General features: G+C 56.8%; 21 protein-coding genes. 8 read left to right on the top strand and 13 right to left on the bottom strand.

Annotated elements, in window-relative coordinates; genetic code table 11:
- Positions 1-2 precede the first annotated feature (2 nt).
- From HYT79_07770 to HYT79_07750, 5 genes are read right to left on the bottom strand one after another with little or no spacing between them, the layout of a single operon-like run.
- A complete protein-coding gene (locus HYT79_07770; protein MBI2070490.1) occupies positions 3-614 on the bottom strand; it encodes a 3'-5' exonuclease in 612 nt (203 codons plus the stop codon).
- A 9-nt stretch (positions 615-623) separates the two neighbouring features.
- Complete coding sequence (locus HYT79_07765) at positions 624-1,922, bottom strand: PorV/PorQ family protein (protein MBI2070489.1); 1,299 nt, start codon at positions 1,920-1,922, stop codon at positions 624-626.
- Positions 1,919-5,179, bottom strand: coding sequence for a fibronectin type III domain-containing protein (locus HYT79_07760; GenBank protein ID MBI2070488.1), 3,261 nt, complete (start codon positions 5,177-5,179; stop codon positions 1,919-1,921). The genes HYT79_07765 and HYT79_07760 overlap by 4 nt, the downstream gene beginning before the upstream one ends.
- Positions 5,180-5,209: 30 nt before the next feature.
- On the bottom strand, positions 5,210-6,853 hold the full coding sequence (groL, locus tag HYT79_07755; GenBank protein ID MBI2070487.1) for a chaperonin GroEL: 1,644 nt from the start codon (positions 6,851-6,853) through the stop codon (positions 5,210-5,212).
- Positions 6,854-6,877: 24 nt separating this feature from the next.
- Positions 6,878-7,189, bottom strand: coding sequence for a co-chaperone GroES (locus HYT79_07750; GenBank protein ID MBI2070486.1), 312 nt, complete (start codon positions 7,187-7,189; stop codon positions 6,878-6,880).
- Positions 7,190-7,466: 277 nt separating this feature from the next.
- Between HYT79_07750 and HYT79_07745 the strand changes: the two genes are divergently transcribed.
- From HYT79_07745 to HYT79_07710, 8 genes are read left to right on the top strand one after another with little or no spacing between them, the layout of a single operon-like run.
- On the top strand, positions 7,467-8,357 hold the full coding sequence (locus HYT79_07745; GenBank protein MBI2070485.1) for a hypothetical protein: 891 nt from the start codon (positions 7,467-7,469) through the stop codon (positions 8,355-8,357).
- A gap of 30 nt (positions 8,358-8,387) precedes the next feature.
- Entirely contained in the window at positions 8,388-8,921 is a 534-nt protein-coding gene (locus HYT79_07740; protein ID MBI2070484.1) for a shikimate kinase, read from the top strand.
- Positions 8,918-9,487, top strand: a complete 570-nt coding sequence (gene efp, locus HYT79_07735; GenBank protein MBI2070483.1) for an elongation factor P — start codon at positions 8,918-8,920, stop codon at positions 9,485-9,487. Before HYT79_07740 ends, efp begins: the two co-directional genes overlap by 4 nt.
- 1 nt (position 9,488) lies before the next feature.
- Positions 9,489-9,869 carry a hypothetical protein gene (locus HYT79_07730; protein ID MBI2070482.1) on the top strand — a complete coding sequence of 127 codons (381 nt, stop codon included), beginning with the start codon at positions 9,489-9,491 and terminating at the stop codon, positions 9,867-9,869.
- The gene (locus tag HYT79_07725; GenBank protein ID MBI2070481.1) at positions 9,866-11,224 is read left to right on the top strand and encodes an ATP-grasp domain-containing protein; all 1,359 of its coding nucleotides are present in this window, start codon (positions 9,866-9,868) and stop codon (positions 11,222-11,224) included. Before HYT79_07730 ends, HYT79_07725 begins: the two co-directional genes overlap by 4 nt.
- Before the next feature lie 13 nt (positions 11,225-11,237).
- Positions 11,238-11,873: a D-sedoheptulose 7-phosphate isomerase gene (locus tag HYT79_07720; GenBank protein ID MBI2070480.1), complete on the top strand. Its 636-nt coding sequence runs from the start codon at positions 11,238-11,240 to the stop codon at positions 11,871-11,873.
- Complete coding sequence (locus tag HYT79_07715) at positions 11,779-12,333, top strand: adenylyltransferase/cytidyltransferase family protein (protein ID MBI2070479.1); 555 nt, start codon at positions 11,779-11,781, stop codon at positions 12,331-12,333. Before HYT79_07720 ends, HYT79_07715 begins: the two co-directional genes overlap by 95 nt.
- A complete protein-coding gene (locus HYT79_07710) occupies positions 12,323-13,525 on the top strand; it encodes a hypothetical protein (protein MBI2070478.1) in 1,203 nt (400 codons plus the stop codon). The genes HYT79_07715 and HYT79_07710 overlap by 11 nt, the downstream gene beginning before the upstream one ends.
- Positions 13,526-13,545: 20 nt before the next feature.
- Here HYT79_07710 and gatB read toward each other — a convergent pair whose 3' ends face one another.
- From gatB to HYT79_07670, 8 genes are all read right to left on the bottom strand, one after another.
- Positions 13,546-15,006 (bottom strand): Asp-tRNA(Asn)/Glu-tRNA(Gln) amidotransferase subunit GatB, encoded by a 1,461-nt coding sequence (gene gatB / locus HYT79_07705; GenBank protein ID MBI2070477.1) that lies wholly within the window; start codon positions 15,004-15,006, stop codon positions 13,546-13,548.
- On the bottom strand, positions 15,003-15,653 hold the full coding sequence (locus HYT79_07700) for an elongation factor P (protein MBI2070476.1): 651 nt from the start codon (positions 15,651-15,653) through the stop codon (positions 15,003-15,005). Before HYT79_07700 ends, gatB begins: the two co-directional genes overlap by 4 nt.
- 6 nt (positions 15,654-15,659) lie before the next feature.
- Positions 15,660-16,091, bottom strand: coding sequence for an NUDIX domain-containing protein (locus HYT79_07695; GenBank protein MBI2070475.1), 432 nt, complete (start codon positions 16,089-16,091; stop codon positions 15,660-15,662).
- A gap of 81 nt (positions 16,092-16,172) precedes the next feature.
- Entirely contained in the window at positions 16,173-17,657 is a 1,485-nt protein-coding gene (gene gatA, locus HYT79_07690) for an Asp-tRNA(Asn)/Glu-tRNA(Gln) amidotransferase subunit GatA (GenBank protein ID MBI2070474.1), read from the bottom strand.
- Entirely contained in the window at positions 17,654-17,935 is a 282-nt protein-coding gene (locus tag HYT79_07685; GenBank protein MBI2070473.1) for a hypothetical protein, read from the bottom strand. The genes gatA and HYT79_07685 overlap by 4 nt, the downstream gene beginning before the upstream one ends.
- Position 17,936: 1 nt before the next feature.
- Positions 17,937-20,063 carry a UvrD-helicase domain-containing protein gene (locus tag HYT79_07680; GenBank protein MBI2070472.1) on the bottom strand — a complete coding sequence of 709 codons (2,127 nt, stop codon included), beginning with the start codon at positions 20,061-20,063 and terminating at the stop codon, positions 17,937-17,939.
- Positions 20,064-20,095: 32 nt separating this feature from the next.
- Positions 20,096-21,292 carry a 23S rRNA (uracil(1939)-C(5))-methyltransferase RlmD gene (gene rlmD, locus HYT79_07675; GenBank protein MBI2070471.1) on the bottom strand — a complete coding sequence of 399 codons (1,197 nt, stop codon included), beginning with the start codon at positions 21,290-21,292 and terminating at the stop codon, positions 20,096-20,098.
- The gene (locus HYT79_07670) at positions 21,289-22,203 is read right to left on the bottom strand and encodes an alpha/beta fold hydrolase (protein ID MBI2070470.1); all 915 of its coding nucleotides are present in this window, start codon (positions 22,201-22,203) and stop codon (positions 21,289-21,291) included. Before HYT79_07670 ends, rlmD begins: the two co-directional genes overlap by 4 nt.
- Positions 22,204-22,206 lie beyond the last annotated feature (3 nt).

The raw sequence follows: 22,206 nt of genomic DNA, 5'->3' as shown, positions 1-22,206 counted from the left end.
AACTAATGGCCGGCGATTTTGAGCAAATCACCCAGGCGCACCACGCCCTCCTTCCGACGCAATTGAGTCACCATGGAATCGAAGACGCCTTTCAGGAGACGAACATCCGCCATGGCCCGATGCAAGCGCGCGGGTTCCTCAAAACCTGAATCCTCGGTGTCGACGTTCAGAGATTCAGCCAACGGAGCCAGCGCGAATGAGGGTAAGGTATAGAGCCGCTTGGCCAAGCGCAAGGTGTCAACGGCCGGCACCGCGCCCAAACTCATGCCGACACGCCGCAGTTCCTCTCGTAAAAAACTCAAATCAAAAACCACGTTATGGCCGACGAGCACGGCCGAATTGACCGCCTCCATGATCTCGGGCACGATTTCAATAAAACGCGGCTTGTCCACCAGGGAACGGCCGTCGATGCCGTTGACGAAAAAAGCGCCCAAGGAAATCTCCCGCTCGGGATTGATCAGCGTCTCGAAGGTTTTGGTGATCGAGCCTTGTTCAACGCGGACGAAAGCGATTTCGCAAATCCGGTCGCCGTGAAAAGGATCCAATCCGGTGGTTTCGCAATCGATGAAGCATAACGGCGCCTCGTCGATGTAAGTCTCGGTGGCGACGCGCATGAGGAAAGTTTACCGTTTTCTGCGCCGCTTAAACCAAAGGAACCCCGCCAGCAAAGCGGCCATGGCTATAAGCAACCCGGGGGCGCGCCGGGCCGAACGGGCGCCGGCCATGTCAGGCGTTGCTACCGCATGTTGGATACCGCGCTCCTGCGGCGAAACCACCGCCGGCGCAGACGCGGCGCGGGCCGGCTTGGCGGCCTCCGGACTTTTCGCTTCGACGCCGGAGGCGCCAACGGCCGACGCCGGGGCCGGCGTTTTCAAGGCCGCATCCCAAGGAAGAGTTTTAGGCTGGCCGAAACGATAGGAGACCGGGGGCACGACCGTTATTTCCTTAATCATCGGCGCGCCGCGGATCAGGCTGAGTTGGGCGCGTTGAGGGCGGCCGAAACGAAATTGAACGCTCATGCGATGAGCGGCGCCTAAATCCCCGAAACCCGCCCAAGCATAATCCACGCTCACGGCCTTGATATAAAACCCGACGCCGAAACGCAGCCCGGACCCGATATCCTGACCCGAGCGAAACCCGGCGCGCGCCGCCAAAAAATCAACCGGCTGCCATTGAAAACCGGCGGCCGCGAACGCCTCTCCGTCATTGGGACGGACGCCGTCGAGGCCCACGATCAGCGGCCGGGCCGCGAGCTTCGTTTTTAATCCCAAGCCCACGCGCAGCGTCTCATGCAAAGGGAAACGCTCCTGATCGAATTTCAACCCCGGGCCCAAATTCGCGTAACCGGCGCCTAAATGAAGCTCGCCTAATCGCTCCGGCAATCCGGCATCGGGAACCCGCCAAATCAAGCCTAAATCCGAAGCCCAAGTGTCCGCGGTCACCGGTCCCAAACGCTCCTGGACCATTTTTAAGCCCGCGCCCACGGCGAATGATTGGGTCAAAAGCCGGCCGAAAGAAAAACCCGCGCTCGTATCCGCGGCCTCGACGTCGCCCCGGCGCGCGCCCGCGGCATCGTAAGAGGCGATGGGGTCCATGCCCAGGCGCGTCACAGCCACGGCCGCCGTGCCCCAACGCGAAGGATGGGCATAGGCTAAATACTGCTGATTGATGGATTCAAAAAATTGATTGTGCATGAACGCGGCTTCAGGCGACGGCATCAACGCCAGCCCGGCCGGATTCCAATAAGCGGCGTACACGCCCCGGCTCAAGCCCACGCCCGTCTCCCCCATGGCAATGGCCGCGCCGCCGACGCCCAAGGAAAGAAATTTTCCGGAGACCGTGCCCGCGGAATCCGCGCGACAAACGCCGGGCCATAAACACAAAGCCGCAGCCCAGGCCGCCCGCGCCCGGACTCCGCTCATCGGATCACCATCAGCTTGCCGGTTTTCGAGGAACCCCCGTCCTCGACGCGCCAGAGATAAACCCCGCTCGCCGCAAAATCCCCGGATTCATTCCTGCCGTCCCAGATAATTTGAGCGGCTCCGGTCAGCCCGATCGTTCTGACCAAATCGCCGGCTAAGGAATAAATGGCGATGTTGCCCTGAGCCGGACAATTGGCGAAGGTGATGCCTGCCGCGGTTCCGTTGGAAGCGTCGGCGTCATTGGGCCGCCAGGGAACGGGGAAGGCATACACATCCTGCGCCGCGGATAAAACCCGGGGCTGCGCCAACACCGCGTATACGGAAAAATGTTCCAAACTGCAGATAACCGCCCGGCGTCCCGTGTCGACACGGGAGCCCGCGCAAAGAATAAATTCGCCCTTGGCCTCGTCCAAACGCCAAATCGCCAATTCTTGAACGGAAATCGCGGGAACCGAGGCATCCACGATGCCGTCACGGTCAACGTCATGGGCCGCGTAAGAAATTTCAAGAGTCACGGGCGCGCCGAAGCGTTCAACCCTCTGATTGCCCTGTTCCACGGCCAAAAATTCCCTGATCAACCCGGCTAATAACTGCTTGCCCTCAAGCCGGTTGACGGCATCTTGGATGAGGACCGGGTTGACTTCGATCGGCACATTGACCGGGTCGGTGGAAACATAAATCACCGCATCGTTGCGCATGGCGCCGGCGCCGAAATCAAGGCGCGTGTCATTAACGGGCACGACGATCGCCGCCAGGCCGGGCTTGACCGTAGATGACGATGCCGACGGCGGCGGCTGGGCGAATAACCCCAAGGTTTCGGAAAATGCGCCTGTTTTTCCTTCCTTGTTTTGAGCGCGCACGCGCACGTAATAAGTCAGCCCGGTGCCTAAATTCGACAGCACGGCCTTGGTTCCGGTGAATTTAGCCGAAAATGGAACAGGCGTCGAAACAACGGCGGTAAAGTTATCCGGCGAAAAACTCAGTTCATAAGCCGTATCCGATGGATTGCCGGCAGCGGACCAACGGACAAGATAAGACCCCGGCCCCTGGCGCAAGGCGTCCAAATCATCCGGGGGATTGGCCAAGGTCACAATTTGGCCCGGGAGGGAAAAATTATCAAACGATAATCCCCCTCTGGAGGCGGAAACGGCCAGGTAATACAAGGTGTTGGGCATCAAGCCGGAAAGCGTTGCGGTGGCGACTTTATTGATTTGACTGCCGGCATCCGTCAGGAGGCGAGTCGCGACAATGGTTCCCGCTATATTGTTGTTATCCAAAGCCGCGACCAGCATATATTGAATGAAACCGCTGTTTTTCTCCTTCCAAGAAACGATGGCTGAGCCGGTTGTGATGCCGACGATCGCAGACAGTTCCGGCCGTTGGGCCGGCGCCGGGGGCGCAAAAGGCGCCGGCGGCGTTTGAGTCGTGATGATGGAGCTCCAATTGAAAACGCCTTCGGTGTTGATTGAAGCCACGCGGCCGAAATACACCGAGTTAGGCGACAGATTCCCGATGGCCAGAGCGGTCACCGGCGCGTTGCGGCTCGACGAGGACAGCGCGCTGGAAAAATCGAACGTGCCCGCCAACTCAAAAACAAATCCGGAAGCCCCCCCGGGCGGAATATTCCAGGCCGCGGTGATTGCGGAACTGGTCACATGGGAAAAAACCGGGCTGACGGCCTGAGCCAAGGTCATGGTGCTGTTGGGGCTTGAGAAGTCGCTCGAACGGTACCCCAGGCGCGTGGCCTGCACGCTGACCCAATAGGCCCGGTTAGGGGATAAACCCGAAACCGTGGTTGTGGTGATTTCATCCACATTGCTCAGCGGATCGCGATGCGTGGCCGAAGAAACGATACTGCCCGCGATATCATCAGGATCCGTCGACGCCACGACAAGGTAGGAAACGTCGCCACCGTTTTTCTCCTTCCAAGCCACGGTCAGGGAAGCATGGGTCACGGCAATGGCTTTGGTCAATGTCGGTGTTTCGGACAACGGGGGCAGAGGCGGCGGCGCGGGTTTGGTCGTGGTGGCGATGACGGCGCTATAACTGATTTCATTATCAGGATTAATGGCTCCGACTCTGACGAAATAAGTCGTCGAACCGTGGAGTCCGCTGATGATGGCCGAGGTGACGGCGCCGCCGGCGTTTTGAGAAACGACCGGCGGCGTCATCGAGGCGTCGGTGGACAATTGCACTTTAAATCCGGAAGCATCGACCGCAGGTGAGGCCCAATTGAGCGCCAAACTGCTGATGAAAACCCCGGTGAATGCCGCGATCGGGGTTTCGGCCAAGGTCGCGGCTTCGTCCGGCGCAGAAAACGCGCTGATCACGGAATCGGGCTCGATGGCGCGCACCGAAACCCAATACCGGGTATTGGGCGTTAAAGGGCTCAAGACAGCCTGGGCGATTTTTTTGGTCCCTGAATTGGCGTCCGTCACCGTACTCGTGATCTCGATCGAGCCCGCCAAGTCATTGGAGTCCGTGGAAGCGGAAACAATGTAGTCCAAGAGTCCGTTGTTTTTCTCTTTCCAAGTCACGGTCATGCTCGCGGCGCCGACCGCGGCAATCGTCGTCGATGTGGGTTGATTAGGCGCCGGACCCAATTGAGTGCGGGTGGTGATCACATTCGAATAACCGGAATCATCACCGCCTCCGCTCCTGGCGCGCACGCGCAAATAATAAAGCGTATCGGCGGACAACGAAGAAACCGTCGCCTGGGTCAAGGTGTAATTAGCGCCGAAACCAACGGCTGTTTTGAGGTGATTGACGAAATTATCCGAAGAATACGTCACTTCGTATTTTGTCGTCGGAGGATTCCCCTGCGCATCCCAAGACAAAACGATTTTTTTCGAGGTAACAGCCTCGGCCGTCGACGCCAGCGGCGCATTGGCTAATGTCCAATCATTATCCGCCGCCGACCATAAACTAGGCGTATTCCCGACTTTCTGCGCCTGCACCGAAACCCAATACTTGGTGTTAAGCTGCAGCCCGGCAATAACAGCTTGCGCGAAATTGGTTGAGACGCTAACAGGATCATGAAACGTGGAGCTTAAGACAATGGGGCTCAAGGACGAGCTTGTCGCCGCAATCAGCGTATACGTGACATCGCCGTTATTACGCTCGCGCCAAGAAACAGTGAATGAATAAGTGCTGATTTCAGCGAGGAGAATGGTTGTGCTGGTCGGCCGGACGGACTGAGCCGCGTTTAATGCCAGGGGAACGGCGATCAGGACGGCGGCGATTTTAAATTTTTTCATCAACAAAGCCCGCCCTCCCCCACGAGAAACTCATTCTACCCAAAACAAAAGCCCCCTGCACATGTCGTGATGGCCGCCCGGAGCCGGCATTTTTTCCTTCTTCTCAGGGATATCGCTGACCATGCACTCGGTGGTCAACAGAAGCCCGGAGATGGAAACTGCGTTCTGCAATGCTGCCAACTCCACTTTGACGGGATCAACGATACCGGCTTTCACCAGGTCCACGTACTCGCCCGTGGAGGCATTTAAGCCCCAGTTCTCATCGAGCGAAAAGACCTTCTCCACGACGACCGAGCCGTCGAGCCCGGAATTCCAGGCCAACTGCCGCAACGGCTCCTGAAGAGCCCGTTTCATGATGTTGATGCCGACCTGTTCATCGGGATTAGCGCCCTTCAAATTCTCAAGGGCCTTAGCAGCCCTCAAGAGGGTCACGCCGCCGCCGGGAACAATGCCTTCCTCAACGGCCGCTTTGGTGGAGTTTCTGGCGTCTTCGACTTTGAGCTTTTTGGATTTCATCTCGCTCTCGGTCGCCGCGCCCACGGCAATCACCGCCACGCCGCCGGAAAGCTTCGCCAAACGCTCTTCGAGCTTTTCCCGGTCGTAGTCGGAGGTGGTGTCTTTGATTTGCCGCCGGAGCTGATCCGCGCGCTTTTTGATTTCGGTCTTGTCGCCGCCGCCGCCCACGATGGTGGTGTTCTCTTTGTCGGCAACGACGCGTTTCGCACGGCCGAGCATGTCCAAGGAAGCATTCTCGAACTTAAAGCCCAGTTCCTCGGAGATCACTTTGCCGTCGGTCAAAATGGCGATGTCCTGGAGCATTTCTTTTCTCCGGTCGCCGAAGCCGGGGGCTTTGATCGCCGCGCACTTTAAGGTGCCGCGCAGTTTGTTGACCACGAGCGTCGCCAGGGCCTCGCCCTCGACGTCTTCCGCGACCAAGCAGAAGGGTTTGCCGGTCTGAACGACTTTCTCCAGCACGGGCAAAAGATCGTTCATGGCGGAGACCTTTTTATCGGTAATGATGATATAAGGGTCTTCCAAGACCGCTTCCATGCGCTCGGCATCGGACACGAAATAGGGGCTGATCCAGCCGCGGTCGAATTGCATGCCTTCCACGACTTCAAGCGTGGTTTCCGCGGATTTGCCTTCTTCAACGGTGATCACGCCCTCATGGCCGACTTTCTCCAAGGCCTCGGCAATCAGGCTGCCGACCTCGGTGTCATTGGCGGAGATGGTCGCAACCTGCGCCTTCTCCTCTTTGGTTTTAACCGGCCGGGACATGCGCCGGACTTCTTTGGTGACGGTTTCGACGGCTTTCTGCATCCCGTTTCGAATGAAGACCGGGTTGGCGCCGGCCGTGACGTTCCTCAAGCTCTCAGACACCAAGGTCTGGGCCAGAATGGTCGCGGTCGAGGTGCCGTCGCCGGCAATGTCATTGGTTTTGGTCGCGACTTCGCGGACCAACTGGGCTCCCATGTTCTCCAAGGGATCCTCGAGTTCGATCTCTTTGGCGACGGTAGCGCCGTCATCGGCATGGACCGGGCTGCCGAATTTACGATCCAACAAAACGTGGCGTCCCCGGGGTCCCAGGGTCACGCGGACCGCATTCGCCAGCTTATCAACGCCCGCTTTAATCTTTTTGCGAGCATCATCGCCGTAAGCTATCTGTTTTGCCATGTCTAATCCTCCTTTGTAATGAAACTATTCCAGGATACCGAGAATATCGTCCTGGTGGCAGACCAAATATTCCACGCCGTCGATTTTGATCTCCGTGCCTGAATATTTGCCGTAGAGAACCCGGTCGCCCGCTTTAACGTCCATGGGCATAACCTTGCCCTCATCCGAGGTCTTGCCTTTGCCGACTGCGACAACCTCTCCCTCCATCGGTTTTTCTTTCGCCGTGTCGGGAATAATAAGGGTGCCGCGCTTTTGCTCTTTCGCCTCAAGCGGCCGGACAAGAACCCGGTCACCTAGAGGCCGAATTTTGACTCGCGTCAACGTTGCTTCAGCCATTGTTTTTCCTCCTTCGCAGAGCTTCGGAGGATGCCGGCCCGCCGTAAGCGGAGCCCCCGCAGTCCTCCTATTGCTGTGTTTATAAATAGATTGCCTTTTTTAGCAGTCCTTTTTATAGTCTGCTAAATTAGCAGTCTTTCTTTTATAGTGCTAATTATAAATATAGCGCTTTTTCCTGTCAAGTGGCCTATAGATTGTAGGCGTTGATCGTTCATTTGACAAAAAACCCGCCCCTTGCAAAAAACTCTTCCACAAGTTAAGTTAACATTGTCCTGTCATGAAATTCATGCTCGCTCTGATCACCCTGCTTTCCGCAGAACCCGCGCTTGGGGAACGGCCCAAATACCTAAAATTAACAACAGGCCTGATGCTGGTGCGTCCTGAACCTCAAGATCATCGAGCCAGGGGCCGGGATTACGATTTGATCAACAAGGATGAGGATGACGACTGCATGACGGATGAGGGAGAACACGCCGTGGCCGCCTTTTTCCGGCCGTATTTCATCTTCGACTCCAATGAAAATGCCCGCCAAGACAATGAGCCGGTCCTTTTATATCAGGTCACCCCTTACCGGCCGGTCGTGCGCCGGGAACCTGATTATTTCTGCCGGGAAGGCCCGCGCATCATTCAGATACGCTATGCCTATCTTTTTGCCCTGGATGGCGGCTATGGCCCGGCTTCGATTTGCCGGGACCGGCATTTAGGCGATAATCAGGTCGTCACCGTTTATGTCTGGAGCGACCGGCGCGGGCGGCGCTTCGATTTGATTGGGGTGACGAACGGCCATTACCGCTGGCCCCAAACCCCGGCCCAATTTCACTTAGGGCATCATCCCGTGGTTTATTTATCGGCCGGCAAGCACCATGCATTTTTTGATACCTCGCGCGATGAATCCATAGGCCCTTATTCGGACTGGGGCTGCCATGAAAACGTCAATGGAGAGGGGGCACGCGTGCTGCCGCCGGTCGAATCCGATGCTGCCCCCAGGCGCTGGCACAATGTCGGGGAATCCTACTCCCACGATCAGGATTATTTCGTCAATGATTTAAACCCCTTGGGCTTCGGAGGTGACGACGCCTGGTCCGAGGCGCCTTTTTGCGGGGGGCACCGCTGGATCGAGGGCGCCGATTGCGATGACACCAGCCCCATGAAAAACCTTTGGCGATAGACGGGATGGTATAATTCATGTTCCCAAATCATGCGCATCTCTTTGATCGGATTTACCGGCGTCGGCAAAACACAAATCGGGCGCGTCTTGGCGGACCGCCTGGGCAGCGCTTTTTTTGACGTCGACGGCGCCATTGAGAACCGCACCGGACAATCCGTGACCGAGCTCTTGGGCAAGTACGGCGTGGAAGAATTTAGGAACCTGGAAACCCAGGTGATCGCGGATTTGACGGAAAAAAACGGATCCTGCGTGATCGCCACGGGCGGCGGAACGCTGAATCGCCCCGCCAACCGCACCCGGCTTAAAAAAGCCACGCGCGCGGTTTGGCTCAAAGCCAAGCCCGAAACGATTTGGCATCGCATCCAGGACAAGCCTTATGTCGCTCCCCTGTTTTTCACGCGCCAGGACCCGCTCATGGCCATTCGCGCGGAAATGAGCCGGCGCGAGCCTCAATATGAGGAAGTCGCGGAATTCGCTGTTGAGATCGACGGCAAGGAGCCCGAGGAAGTCGCCGAAAATATCGAAAAGGCTTTAACAACAAAAGAAGGAGCGTTGCCAAAATGATCGAAGCTGTTGATTTGCGTCCCGGCTCCATTTTTGAGGAAAACGGGCGCTTTTTTAAAGTGATTAAATTCCAGCATCATCGCATGAGCCAATCCGCGGCCGTCTGCCGGACAAAATTAAGAGATTTGGAATCCGGCAATGTCATGGAAAAAAGCTACCGGTCCACGGATCGCCTCCGAACCCCGGAGGTAGAAAAACGGCCCAAGACCTTCATGTATTTCGACGGGGATGAAGCCCATCTCATGGACATGGAAAGTTATGAAACCGTGGTGTTCTCCAAATCAAAAATCGGCGATGCGGCCAAATTTTTAACCGAAAACATGGAAGTCGAGGCCCTCTATATCGGCGGCGAAATCCTGGATATCCTTCTGCCCGCCAACGTCGCGCTCAAAGTCACGAGCGCGCCGCCGGGCATCAGGGGCGATTCCGCGACGAACCCGACAAAACCCGTGGAGCTGGAAAACGGCATCACGGTCCAGGCTCCGGTGTTCATCAAAGAAGGCGACACCATTAAAGTGGACGTGTACTCGGGCGACTACGTGGAACGCGTGGCCGCGACCAAATAACATGGATTTAGCGCTCGATTTACTGGAGTGGGCCAAAGATAAAAAGGATTTGGCCGAGATTTATTACGAGAATAAATCCTCGAACCCGCCGGTTCTGGTGCACATGGTCTTTGAGCCGGGCGCGCACGCGCCGTCGTCCGGCGCCCAGGCCCTGGGGTATGTGCGCGCCCCGACCATCGGCACATTAACGCTGGCCGCGGATAAAACGCGCCCCGGGGTCAATGTCAAAAAAGGCGATCCATTGGGCCACGTGGAAGGAGCCGCGGAAAAAATGGCCTTGGTGGCGCCGTTTGACGGCAAAGTTCTCAAAACCCTGGCTGCGGACGGCCGCAACGTGGGCTACGGCGACCCCATCGCCTTAATCGAAATCATCCGCTCATGAAAGTTCTCGTCGCTAACCGCGGCGAAATCGCCATCCGCGTCATCCGGGCGCTTAAAGAATTAGGCCTCTCCTCAGCCGCCGTTTACTCGCAAGAAGATAAAGACAGTCAACATGTGCGCATGGCGGATGAAGCCTGGTGCATCGGCCCGGCGCCGGCCAAGGAAAGCTATTTAAATATCGGCCGCGTTCTGACCGCGGCCCGTCTATCCGGCGCTCAGGCGGTTCATCCCGGCTACGGTTTTTTGGCGGAAAACGACCGATTTGCCACCTCCTGCGAGGAAGCCGGGATGGTTTTCATCGGCCCAAAAGGTTCGGTGATGGCTTCCCTGGCCAACAAATTCGCCACCAAAGAAATTGTGCGCAAAGCCGGCGTGCCCGTGATTCCGGGCAGCACGCGAGCGTTAACCTCGGCCGGCGAAGCGTTGGAGGAAACCCGCTCCATGGGATTTCCGGTATTGCTCAAAGCCAGTTTCGGCGGCGGAGGCCGGGGCATTACCTTGGTCAAAACCCCGGAGGAATTGCCCCGCGCCTTTGACATGGCGCAGGCCGAATCCAAGGCCGCGTTCGGGCAGGACGGGCTGTACCTTGAAAAACTTCTCCATGACGCGCGCCATGTCGAGGTTCAGGTGGCCAGGGACTTGAAAGGACGCGTGGAAGCCTTCGTGGAGAGGGATTGCACCATTCAGCGCCGCAATCAAAAACTTCTGGAAGAATCCCCGTCGCCTTTCATCGATCAAGCCGCCCGGGCCAAACTGCTTGAAGCCGCCGGGCGCGCGATGGACGCCTGCCAATTAACCACACTGTGCACGGTCGAGTTTCTGCTGTTGCCGGACACCAAAACGTTTTATTTTATGGAAATCAACAAACGCATTCAGGTCGAACATCCGGTGACCGAGGAGCTGCTGGGCCTTGACTTGATCAGGCTCCAAATCGCCATCGCCGTCGGAGAACCGTTAACAACCGCGCCGCTCGCGCTGGGCGCGCGCCATGCCATCGAAGCCAGAATCAACGCCGAAGACCCGGCGCAGGGCTTTCTGCCCGGCGAGGGGACGGTTTTAAAATGCGCGCTGCCGGGCGGGCCCGGCGTCAGGGTGGACACATTTTTGACTCCGTACATGACATTGGCCACAAGCTACGACAGCCTGGTGGCTAAAATTATCGCTGTTTCGCCCCTGGGCCGGCCTGCGGCCATCGCCAAAATGCGCGGCGCGCTGGGGGAACTGTTGATCGAAGGCATCCCAACGACGACCGGTTTTCATCAACGCCTTATGGAAGATCCTGTTTTTTCCGGAGGACGCCAATGGTTCAATATCCGGTATCTGGAAACTTGGCTGCCCCAACAACGCTTTAATTAAGGAAAATATCATGATGGCGTTTCAAACAAGAAAATCTTCGTCTTCCGCCGGCCACGACGCCGCCGGCCTGATCGAGCGCAGATTCAAGGAAAGCGCGGACGTTCTTCACCTTTTATCCTTGGACGCCAAAGCCGTCGGCGTCGTGGCCGCCATCGCCCGGGAAATCAGCAAATGCTTGAAGGCGGGCGGGCGCGTTGTAGTGTTCGGCAACGGAGGATCGGCCGCGGACGCCCAGCACTTTGCCGGGGAGCTGGTGGGCGGTTACACCAATCACAACCGCCGGGCTTTGGATGTCATCGCTCTCTCAACTAATACTTCCAATTTAACGGCCATCGGCAACGACTATCATTACGACGAGGTTTTCTCGCGCCAAGTCGAAGCCCATTGCAAGAAAGGCGATATTGCCGTCGGCATCTCCACCAGCGGCAATTCCAAAAACGTCCTGGAGGCTATGAAAGTGGCCAAAAAATTAAGGGTCTTAACCGTTGGCTTCACCGGCGCCTCCGGCGGCAAGCTCAAGGACTTGGCGCAAATCACCTTTCAGGCGCCTTCGGATTCCACCCCCCGCATTCAGGAAGCCCATATCAACGCCATCCATTCCATTTGCGAATTGGTGGAAAAAACATTATTTCCGAACGGTGGGAAATAACCGTCTCCTTCGCTCCTTAACCCAGGCTCGAACCTTGGCCGGCCGCCTCAAAGGCGCGGGCAAAAAAATTGTTTTCACCAATGGATGCTTCGACATCCTTCACGCCGGGCACGCCGAGATTCTCGCCAAGGCCAAGGCCTTGGGCGATATTCTGATCGTGGGCGTCAACTCGGATGCGTCGGTCCGGCGCTTAAAAGGCGCGGGGCGCCCCGTCGTCAATCTGAAGCATCGAATGCGCTTGTTGAGCGCTCTGCGCTGCGTTGATTATGCCGTGGCTTTCGCAGAGCCGACGCCCATGAAACTCATCGAAGCCATCCGTCCGGATGTCTTGGTTAAAGGCGCAGATTGGACGGCCGGTGCCATCGTGGGGCGCGAACACGCCAAAAAAATCGCCCGGATCAAATTGGTGCGCGGCCTCTCCACAACCGCCATCATCAACAAAATCCGCAGTGGGCGCTAAAACACTTTTTCTCGCCCCTTTTTTATTGGCGGGCTGCGTCGCGCAAAAAGCCCTTCTGCCGGCCAAGCTCCCCGCCTGGATTATTCAGCCGGTCGACGACGGATCGCGCCATCCGGAATCACGCCAGAAAACGCGGGATATCGGACGCATTTCAGCCGGATTTTTTGACGGCAAGAACGGTTTCCATGCGGTGTACAGCGCCTACAATCAACTCCATTACATCTACGAGCCTAATATCGCCGCGCAAAAAAAATTTTTTCCTCACCGCTTCGAAACCATCCCCTTTCCTTTCGACCCGCGGGCGACCTCGGCTTCAATCGCCGTGGACAAAAGCGGGCGGCCGCATGTGATCTATTACGGCAAAAACGGCATCCAATACGTTTTATTAACGACCAATGGGTGGGTCCTGGGGCTCTTAACCGATCACGCCGATCTTGGAAAACCCTGGGCCTTTCTCTTCGATTCCAAAGACGTGCCCGTTCTGATTTTCAGCCACCAAAAAGAAGGCTTGGCCATGACCAGGCCTACGGCCAACGGATGGAAAGAAGAAGAAATTCCCTTAAGAGAGGACGCGGTCGCCGGCGAAATCGCCTGTTTGGGGGCTAAAATCGACAGAGAAGGAACCCTGCATCTTGCTTATCTCTTGAACGCAAAAAATAAGGCCACGCTCTGGTATACGAGACGCTACTCAGGCGCTTCGCCGGCCGGCGTCCCCGGTCCCATGGAACGCGGCTCCTGGGAACCGGCCCGGCCCATGACTGATTTTACGGTCCGGCATTTATCCAATTGCCGGATGGCGTTCACAGCCGATGCCCAGCCGGTTTACGCCTGGGTCGGATGGACGAAAAAAGAATGGGACGGCAATGAAAAACTGGTTTTCGGCGAACGGCGCGCCGGCGGATGGCGGCAAACCATTATTGAAGAACCCATTGCTTCGGGTCAAGAACTGGCGCGCTTGGATTTTGCGGTGGATGGTTCCGGGCGAGGGCATCTGGTATTGACCAACCCAAACACGTTGAATATCGCGTATTTTTCCACGGATGCCAAACGCCGCTGGCTCAAAACCGTCATCGCCCCGGCGCCCATGAGACCCCGAAACCCATCTTTATCCGTGGATCAAAACGGGCGTCCCTGGGTGCTGTTTCAAGATGGACGAACGGACACCCTGCGCTTGGCCCGGCTGGAACATTAACCCGACAGAACCCGACGGTTCTACCGAGTCAATTCCCGGCGCAGCAATTCCTGAAGTTTTTGAGGGTGGGCTTGGCCTTTTGTTTTTTTCATCACCGCGCCGACTAAAGACTGAATGGCGCGCTCTTTGCCGCTTTTAAATTCCTCAACGGCCCTGGGGTTCTCCTGAAGCGCTTCTCGGATAAATACTAACAGCGCATCTTCGCTTGATAACAACGTAACGCCGCTGGCTTTAAAAGCGGACCCGGCTTCAAGCGCCGGATCAGCCAGCATTTTAGCGAACAGGTCTTTGGCCAGACGGCTGCTCAAACCCTCGGCGCGGACAAGCTTTAAAAATCCGGCTAAACGTTCGGCGGTCATGCCGCTGTCGGCCACCGAACGATTTTTGTCCTTAAGATTTCCAAGCAAGTCGTTCAGGATCCAATTGGCCGCTGTTTTAGGTTCGACGGCTTGGCCGTTGACCGAACAAAGGCCGACTGTTTCCTCAAAAAGAGCGGCCACGCCTGAGTCCTCATGAAAAGCGATGGTTTGCGCCTCTTTAGAACCCAAACCCAAACGGCCCTCATAAGACTCGGCCCTGGACACAGGCAAAGGCGCCAGCCCCCCGCGCACGCGCTCAATCCATTCTCGCGATACGATCAACGGTTTTAAATCAGGCTCCGCGAAATAACGGTAATCACTCGCTTCTTCTTTGCTGCGCAGGGCCTCGGTCGCCGCGTTTTTGACATCCCAAAGCCTGGTTTCCTGGCGGATTTTTTCTCCCCCGGCTAAAGCCTCTTTTTGGCGCTTGATTTCATACTCCAAAGCATCGCGCACGGCTTTAAACGAATTTAAATTTTTGATTTCAACCCTGGTGCCCAACGCCGCCCCCTCCGGAGCCACGGACACGTTGACGTCCACGCGAAATTCGCCTTTTTCCATGTCGCAGTTGGAGACATTGAGGCTGCGCAGCGTAGTTCTCAGCGTCGTTAAAAAATCATTGGCTTCCTGCGCGTTGTTGAAATCAGGCTCGGTCACGGTTTCCGCCAAGGCCACGCCCGTGCGGTTGAAATCCACCAGGCTAAACGCCAACTCCTGGGCGCCGATGGCGTGCAGGAGTTTGCCCGCGTCCTCCTCAAGATGAATGCGATGGATGCGGGCCGTTCTTTTTTCCCCTCCTGAAAAATACTGAAGACGGCCGCCTTTAGCCAGGGGCAAATCATATTGGGAAATCTGATAATTTTTGGGCAAGTCCGGATAAAAATAACTCTTCCGGGCGAACACGGAGCGTTCGGCGATCGCGCAGTTTAAAGCCAACCCCATCCTGATCAGGCGCTCCACCGCTTGCCGGTTAGCCACCGGAAGAACGCCCGGGTCGCCCGCGCAAATAGGGCAGATGTTTTGATTCGGCGGCGCGCCGAAAGAAGACGCCGGGCAGGAACAAAACAGCTTGCTCGCCGTGGCTAATTGGACGTGGATTTCCAGACCGATGGTGGGCTTCACGGGTTTTTCGGCGGATTCTCCGGAGCCGCAGGTTTTTTGACCGCTGGTTTTTCCGCCGGCTTAAATACGGTTTTATGGCTTTGGGTTTTTTCCCGCACGCGATCCACGAATTCCTTGGTTTCGATATCGATGCGGACCATGTCCCCTTCGCGAACGAATTGAGGCACCATCACGGTCATGCCGTTCTCCAGCGTGGCTTCCTTGTATGTCGTGTCTCCGCGCAAGCCGGAGCCGGCGCTGGCGACTTTGGCCTCGACCACATGAGGAAAATCAACGCCGACGGGCCGCCCTTCGAACATTTCAATGGCGATGGAATCGCCTTCCTTTAAAAATTCAGCGGCCGCGCCCACGGCAACCCTGGCCAAGGGCAGCTGTTCATAATTTGAGGCGTTCATGAACACCAGATTGTCGCCATCCGGGTAAAGGTACTGAACCTGAATGCGCTCAACGTCGATTTTTTCGATTCGATCCGTTGTGGACAAGCGCCGCTCAACCGTTTGACCGCTGTCGAGATTTCGTATTTTGGCGTGAACCATGGCGCCTGTTTTGCCGCCACCGGTGTGGATATTGACCGCCACAACCTTGCACAACGCATTATCCAAGCGGATCACATCGCTTTCTTTTAATTCCGTGGACAGTACCGTCATATCCCCTTAGGAGCGCATTTCCCGGCGCACCACGCGCAGCAGGTGTAAATCTCCCGGGTAAATCAATTGATCCTCGGCCTTGTCCAAGGCGAACCACTTGGCGGCGCGCACCTCATCCGTGGTTTTGATCTCGGTCTCCTCTTTGGGCCTCATCAAGAACCAACGCACGGTTTTCCTGACCAAAACCCCGCCCCGCATGAAATGATAGCTCACGCGCGGCAATTCCCGGATGATTTCCGAGATATAGCCGGTTTCCTCTTCGACTTCCCTCAACGCAGCGATGCGCGCGTCTTCCCCGGTTTCAATATGGCCTTTGGGGAACGTCCAGACGACCTTGCCCTGAAGATTTTCAACTTCGATCAACAGCACGCGGCTTTGATCATAGAGCACGCCTCCGGCCGAGTATTCGAAGTTCATGCCTTTTTTGCGTTTGATCATTTCGTTCTCCTTATCGCGTCGGCGTATAAGGCGAATGACGCGCCGGACGGCAGTCGCGGCTCATCATCAGCCTTATCCGTTTTAATTTCCATGAGCGTTGATGACGGGACGGCGGCAAAACGAACCCCCCGTCCATTCCTCAAAGCATCGAGCGAGGCGCAAAACCGCCAGGTCGCCGGCCCTGGGCCCTAAAATTTGAAAACCGATGGGCAGGCCGTCGGCCGAGAAACCGCACGGCAAGGAAACCGCCGGAAGCCCGGCTAAATTCACCGGGATGGTAAAAATGTCGGACAAGTACATGGATACCGGGTCGTCGGTTTTCTCGCCGATTTTAAAAGCCGGGGTGGGCGTCGTCGGCGCGACGACAAAATCCACCTGGTTGAACGCCGCGTCAAAATCCGCGGCGATCATTGCGCGAGCCAATTGCGCCTGGCCGTAATAAGCGTCGTAATAGCCGTGGGAAAGGGCGAACGTGCCGATCAAAATACGCCGCTGCACCTCCGGCCCGAACCCTTGAGTCCGGCTGGCTTTGTAAAGGCCGATTAAATCGCCGCTTTGGACTCTTTTGCCGTAACGAATGCCGTCAAAGCGCGCCAAATTGGCGCTGGCCTCCGAAGGAGCGAGGATATAATAGGCCGATAAAGCAAAACGTGTATTCGGCAGCGATACTTCTTGAACCTTGACGCCGTTTTTAGCCATGGTTTTGACGGCTTGATCCACAGCTGTCAGCACTTGATGATCCGCGCCCTGCCCGGAAAAATACTCCTTGGGCAGCCCAACGGTCATGCTCCTGGGCCAGTCCCCGGAAAAATGAGCGGCGGCGCCGCCTGATACGGCGCCGGATTCCACAAACGAGGTTGAATCTTTAGGATCATGGCCGGCGATGGATTCAAAGATCAACGTCGCGTCCTCGGCGTTTCTGGCCATGGGCCCGATTTGATCCAAGCTCGACGCGAACGCGACCAGCCCGAAACGCGATACAAAACCGTAACTCGGTTTAAATCCCACCAACCCGCAAAAACCGGCCGGTTGGCGGATGGAGCCCCCCGTGTCCGAACCCAAAGCCGCAAGCGCGCTGCCCGCGGCCACGGACGCGGCTGAGCCGCCTGAGGAACCCCCGGGGACGCGGCTTAAATCCCAAGGATTTTTCGTGATTTTAAAAGCCGAATTCTCCGTCGAAGAACCCATGGCGAATTCATCCAAATTCGTTTTGCCAATCACCAGCGCGCCTTCGGACTCCAGGCGCTCGACGGCCGTCGCCGTGTAAGTGGACACATAACCTTCCAAAATTTTTGAAGCGCAAGTGGTCGGGTGGCCGGACAACAGCATATTGTCCTTGACGGCCACCGGCACGCCGGCCAAGCGTCCGGAGGGGCGGCCCTTGGACTCAAGGGCGCGGGCCCGTTCATAAGCCCGCTCTTTAAGCGGCCGTAAATACGCGCCCACTTTCGGCTCGACGGCGTCCAAACGGGCGAAATAAGCGTCGAGGACCTCCCCGGGCTTAAGCGCGCCCTCGCGAACTTGCGCCGCGACTTGAGACGCCGTCAACTCAAGAATATCGCTCATTCGATCACCTTGGGCACTTTCAGCAAAACGCTTTCGCGCTCGGGAAAATTGCGGATCACGGCGTCGCGGGATCCGAAAGCGGCGATCGCATCCTCGCGCAGGGGCGTCGGGTCGACCCCCTGATCCTGAGCATGGGCGGCTTTAGGCAGTTCGCCCAGCACGCCGAAGAGCTCCAGAATCCGGTTGAATTCCTTGGCTAATTTTTCCTCGGCCGCCGGAGCGTACGGCCCCAGCCGGGCCAAATGAGCGACTTGACTGACGATTGCTTTGGCATCCATTTCAGAGCATCTCCAAAGGCGCGACGCTGGCTAAAAATTTGCGCGTGCTGCCGCTGGTGAAATGCACCGTGACTTTTGTGTCGTCGCCCGCGCCCGCAACCGCGATAATGCGCCCCTCGCCGAACAACGGATGTTTCACGCGCGAGCCCCGGCGAACGTCGGGCTTGCTCTGCCATTGGCCTTTCAACAGCCCGCTTTCGAATAAAAAACGGGAAGCCGAGCCCGCGGCTTCAGAACCAAAAACCAGCCGGCGCTTGGCGTAAGAAAGGCAAAGAATGTCTTTAGCGCGGGTCATGGCCACATAAAACAGCCGCCGCTCCTCTTCCATTTCCTGAGGATTTGTTTTCGAAATTTTAAATGGGAACAGGCCTTCCTCGAGACCCGTCACAAAAACAGCCTCAAACTCCAACCCCTTGGCCAAATGAATGGTCATCAGGCTGACCGCATTGCTCTTGGACCCACGGTTATTGTCCGCGCTGACCGAGGCCAGCAGGCTGGTCTGATTCAAAAATCCCAACAAATCGACCCCCGGATTCTGCATTTGAAACTCTCCGGCGGACTCGATCAACTCCCACACGTTCCAGGAGCGCTCTTCTTCAAGAGTTTCCAGGTAACCCGTTTCATTGGCCACGGCCTCCAGAATGGCGGCCAGCGGCGCTTTCTTTTCCATCAACAGGCTCAGGGCGCCGTAAACGTCCAAAAAGCGTCCGATTTTTCCGGCGGCTTTCCGGCTCACCTCGCGGCTGCCGTTTTTAATCAGTTCCAAAGCCGCCCACAACCCGCAGCGTTCGCGCTGGGCCAACGCCTGGACGCGGCTCATGGCGTCTTTGGTAATGGAAAAAGCCGGGTAATTGGCCAGCGCGCGCCAAAAACTGATCTCATCCTTGGGATTGACCAGAAGCCGGGCGATCGCCAGAATATCCTTGATTTCTTTGCGCGCGTAAAATCCCACGGCCCCCACCAAACGATACGGCACGCCCAAGGCCCGCATTTCAAGCTCGAAATTGCGGCTTTGCGCGTTGATGCGGTAAAAAACCGCGACTTCCGAAGGCGCCATGCCGTTATCCAACAGTCTCTTGACTCGCTCGGCGATGACGCGCGCCTCCTCCCGTTCGTCATCCATGGAACAAGTTTCCGGATCCGCGCCCGCAGGGCGCGTGGCGGATAAAACCTTGGATTTCCTCAGCTCATTATTGGCGATCAATTTCGCGGCCGGGATCAACACGTTGGGCGTGGAACGATAATTTTCAGTCAAAACGACTTGGCCCGCGCCTTTAAATTCCTTGTCGAAATCAAGGGTGTAGCGCGGGTTAGCGTTGCGCCATTCATAAATCACCTGATCGTCATCCGCCACGCAGGTCAACGACCCCTCTTCGCCCACCAACAGCTTCATGAACGCATACTGGGCCCGGTTGACGTCCTGATATTCATCCACGAAAACAAAAGCGAAACGATCACGGTACAACTGAACGGCCTCAGGATGGGCTTTAAAAAGCGTATTGACCTCCAGCAGCAAATCCCCGAAATCAACGGCGCCCCGGCTCCTTAAGGCGGTCTGATACGCGGCGTAAATCTTGGCGATTTGGGCCCGATGAGGGTTGCTCGAAACGTCGGTATGGATGGCGTAGGACTTGGCGTCCATCAGATCGTCTTTCAAGCGTTGGATAATATCGAGCAAAACGCCCGCCTTGGAAGGGCCGACATCCGTTTCCGCCAAGAGTTCGCGCATCAGCGTGCGCTGATCCTCCTGGTCATAGATGACGAATTCCTTCGACAACCCCGCTTCTTGCCAATGACGCCTCAACACCCAATGAGCAAAAGCATGAAAGGTTCCGGTCCAAGGCCTTCCCGGCGTTTGATCGCTCAACAAGGCGCTTAGACGCTCTTTCAAACCCTGGGCCGCTTTGTTCGTGAAGGTGATGGCCAGGATCGTTTCAGGGTCCACGCCTTGAACGCCGGTTAAATACGCGATCCGATGCGTGATCACCCGCGTTTTCCCCGTGCCCGGACCAGCGAAAACCAATAAATGCCGCCCGGCAAAAGTCACCGCTTCTTTCTGAGCGGCGTTTAAAGGAGCCAGGATATGATCCGCCGCTGTTTGGGGTCGATTTTCTTGATGTTGATACATCGGGTTTCCCTATGCTTTAAGCCGCTTAACGCTTAAATCCGCTGAAGGAAAAACAAGGCCTCATAGTGCCGCGTTTGAGGAAAAAAATCGAAAGCTTGCGCACGCGTTATTTTATAACTTTGGGAAAGATGAGGTAAGTCCGCCTCGACGGTTCTTTTAGGATTGCAGGAGACATAGATCAAATGCGCCGGCGGATCGGCCGCCAACGCCTTGAGGGCCTTGGGGTGAAGCCCGGAACGGGGAGGGTCCAGGATCACGGCCCCGGATCGGATCTCCGGTTTTTTAAGCCAATCGGACAACACATCCTCCACTTGAGCCAAAACGAAGGTCAAGCGATCGCCGTTTTGATTTCCGGCATTGACTCGCGCGTCATCGATGCTAGAAACCACGGACTCGATGCCGACGGCCGGGCACCCGCAGCGTTCGGCCAACATAACGGCCATGACGCCGACCCCGCAATAGCAATCGAGGACGCAAGAAACGCCCAGGCGGCCGACGTGCGCCGCGATCTCGCCAAGCAGCAATTCGAAAGCGCGCGGGTTGGTCTGGAAAAAACTGCCCAAGGAATACCTGAACGGCCGGCCCAAAACATATTCATAAAGATACGGCCGGCCCGACAAGGTTTCGATTCGCTGCGGCACGGCCGTATCCGCCCAGCTGTCGTTGACCCCATGGAACAGGCTCAGCTCGAACAAATCGTTTTTTATGGAGGACAGGCGTTCGATCAACGATTGTCCGGGCAACTCTCGTTGCGAACTCGTCACCAGCGTCGCCAAAAACGCGCCCTTGCGTTCGATGGTCGCGCCTTTGCGCACCGCCAAATGACGCAAAAAACCATGGTGACGGCGCGGGTCGTAGGCCGCGCAATTTTCATGGATCGCCCAGAGGCGCACCGATTCGCCCAGACGCGCCAGAAACGGATCGAAAATCAAACACTCGGCCAAATCAAAACCTCTGTACCATTTCCCTTTTTCTTTGAACCCCAACGTCAACGAACCCGGCGGCCCGCCGGCTGCCAGACGAGGGGGTAGAAACGACAACTCGACTTTATTGCGGTAATTCCACGGATCAGGCGCCGGAACAAAATCGAACAAAGGAACGCCGAGCGCCGAGAGCAACCGCTCGAATTCGCTTTTTTTGGATTCAAGCTGAAGGGAATAATCTAAATCCTGCAATGTGCAGCCGCCGCAAACGCCGAAATGGCGGCAACGAAGAGCGGCGGCAATCACGGCGAAACGGCGGAAACCGGGAGGGCCGCCTTAAAAAAAGCGGTCAGTTTTTGCCGGTAAACCTGCGGCATCCGGTCGAAACATTCGGCATGATCGGCGCCGGGCACCAGCCACAACCGGGCTTTGCCGGGCATTTGTTGATTGACGATCCGTTCGATCGCGCGCCCGTCCGAAGGCCAGGCCAAATAATCCCGGTCGCCATAAATTAACAACAATGCTGAGGCTTTGAAACGCCGCGCCGTGTTGACCGGGCTGGCACCCTCGTGATCGGCCAATGCCGTCCGCAAATAAAGCAACGCGGTGTAGAGCCAGGCGAAAGGAAAAGCGGGCAGGCCGTAGTGAAATCCGATATACCGGCTGAGGGTCCGCCTGAAACTTAAAAAAGGCGCCTCCGCGGCGATCGCCGCAATCGTCCGGCCCTCCGGACGAGACGCGGCGTTCAAACCCACAACCGCGCCCATGGAAAGCGCATAGACCCCCAAAAAACGGCACCGCTCGGGATGAGTTGTTCTCAGCCACTGCAACGCTGCTGAAAAATCCCGGGTTTCATAAAACCCCAGGCTTGAAAGCCCGTGCCTGGGGCTTTCCCCGCACCCGCGAAAATCAAAATAGAAGAGATTGAATCCCTCGTCGGCCAGGTACCAGGTAAAAGGAAGGACGTCCCCGCTGTTGGTGCCCCAGCCATGGCAGCAAACGATCGTTTTATCCGATACACCGCTTCTGGCCGGAATCCACCAGCCGGACAGCCGCGCTCCGTCCGCCGCGCGAAACGAAACTTTTTCGTAAACCAGCCCGAACATGAACGGCAAATTGACGCTGCTTAAAATTTCCGGCACTAGGATGAGACTGGAATACTTCCACAAAACAGCGGCCGCCATCAAACAAACGGTTGGGATGATCAACCAACTCATGAT

This window comes from Elusimicrobiota bacterium, assembly GCA_016180815.1.
Taxonomy (GTDB): Bacteria; Elusimicrobiota; Elusimicrobia; order JACQPE01; family JACQPE01; genus JACPAN01.
The sequence above is the reverse complement of the archived record's forward strand: the minus strand, read 5'-3'. Positions and strand labels throughout refer to the sequence as shown.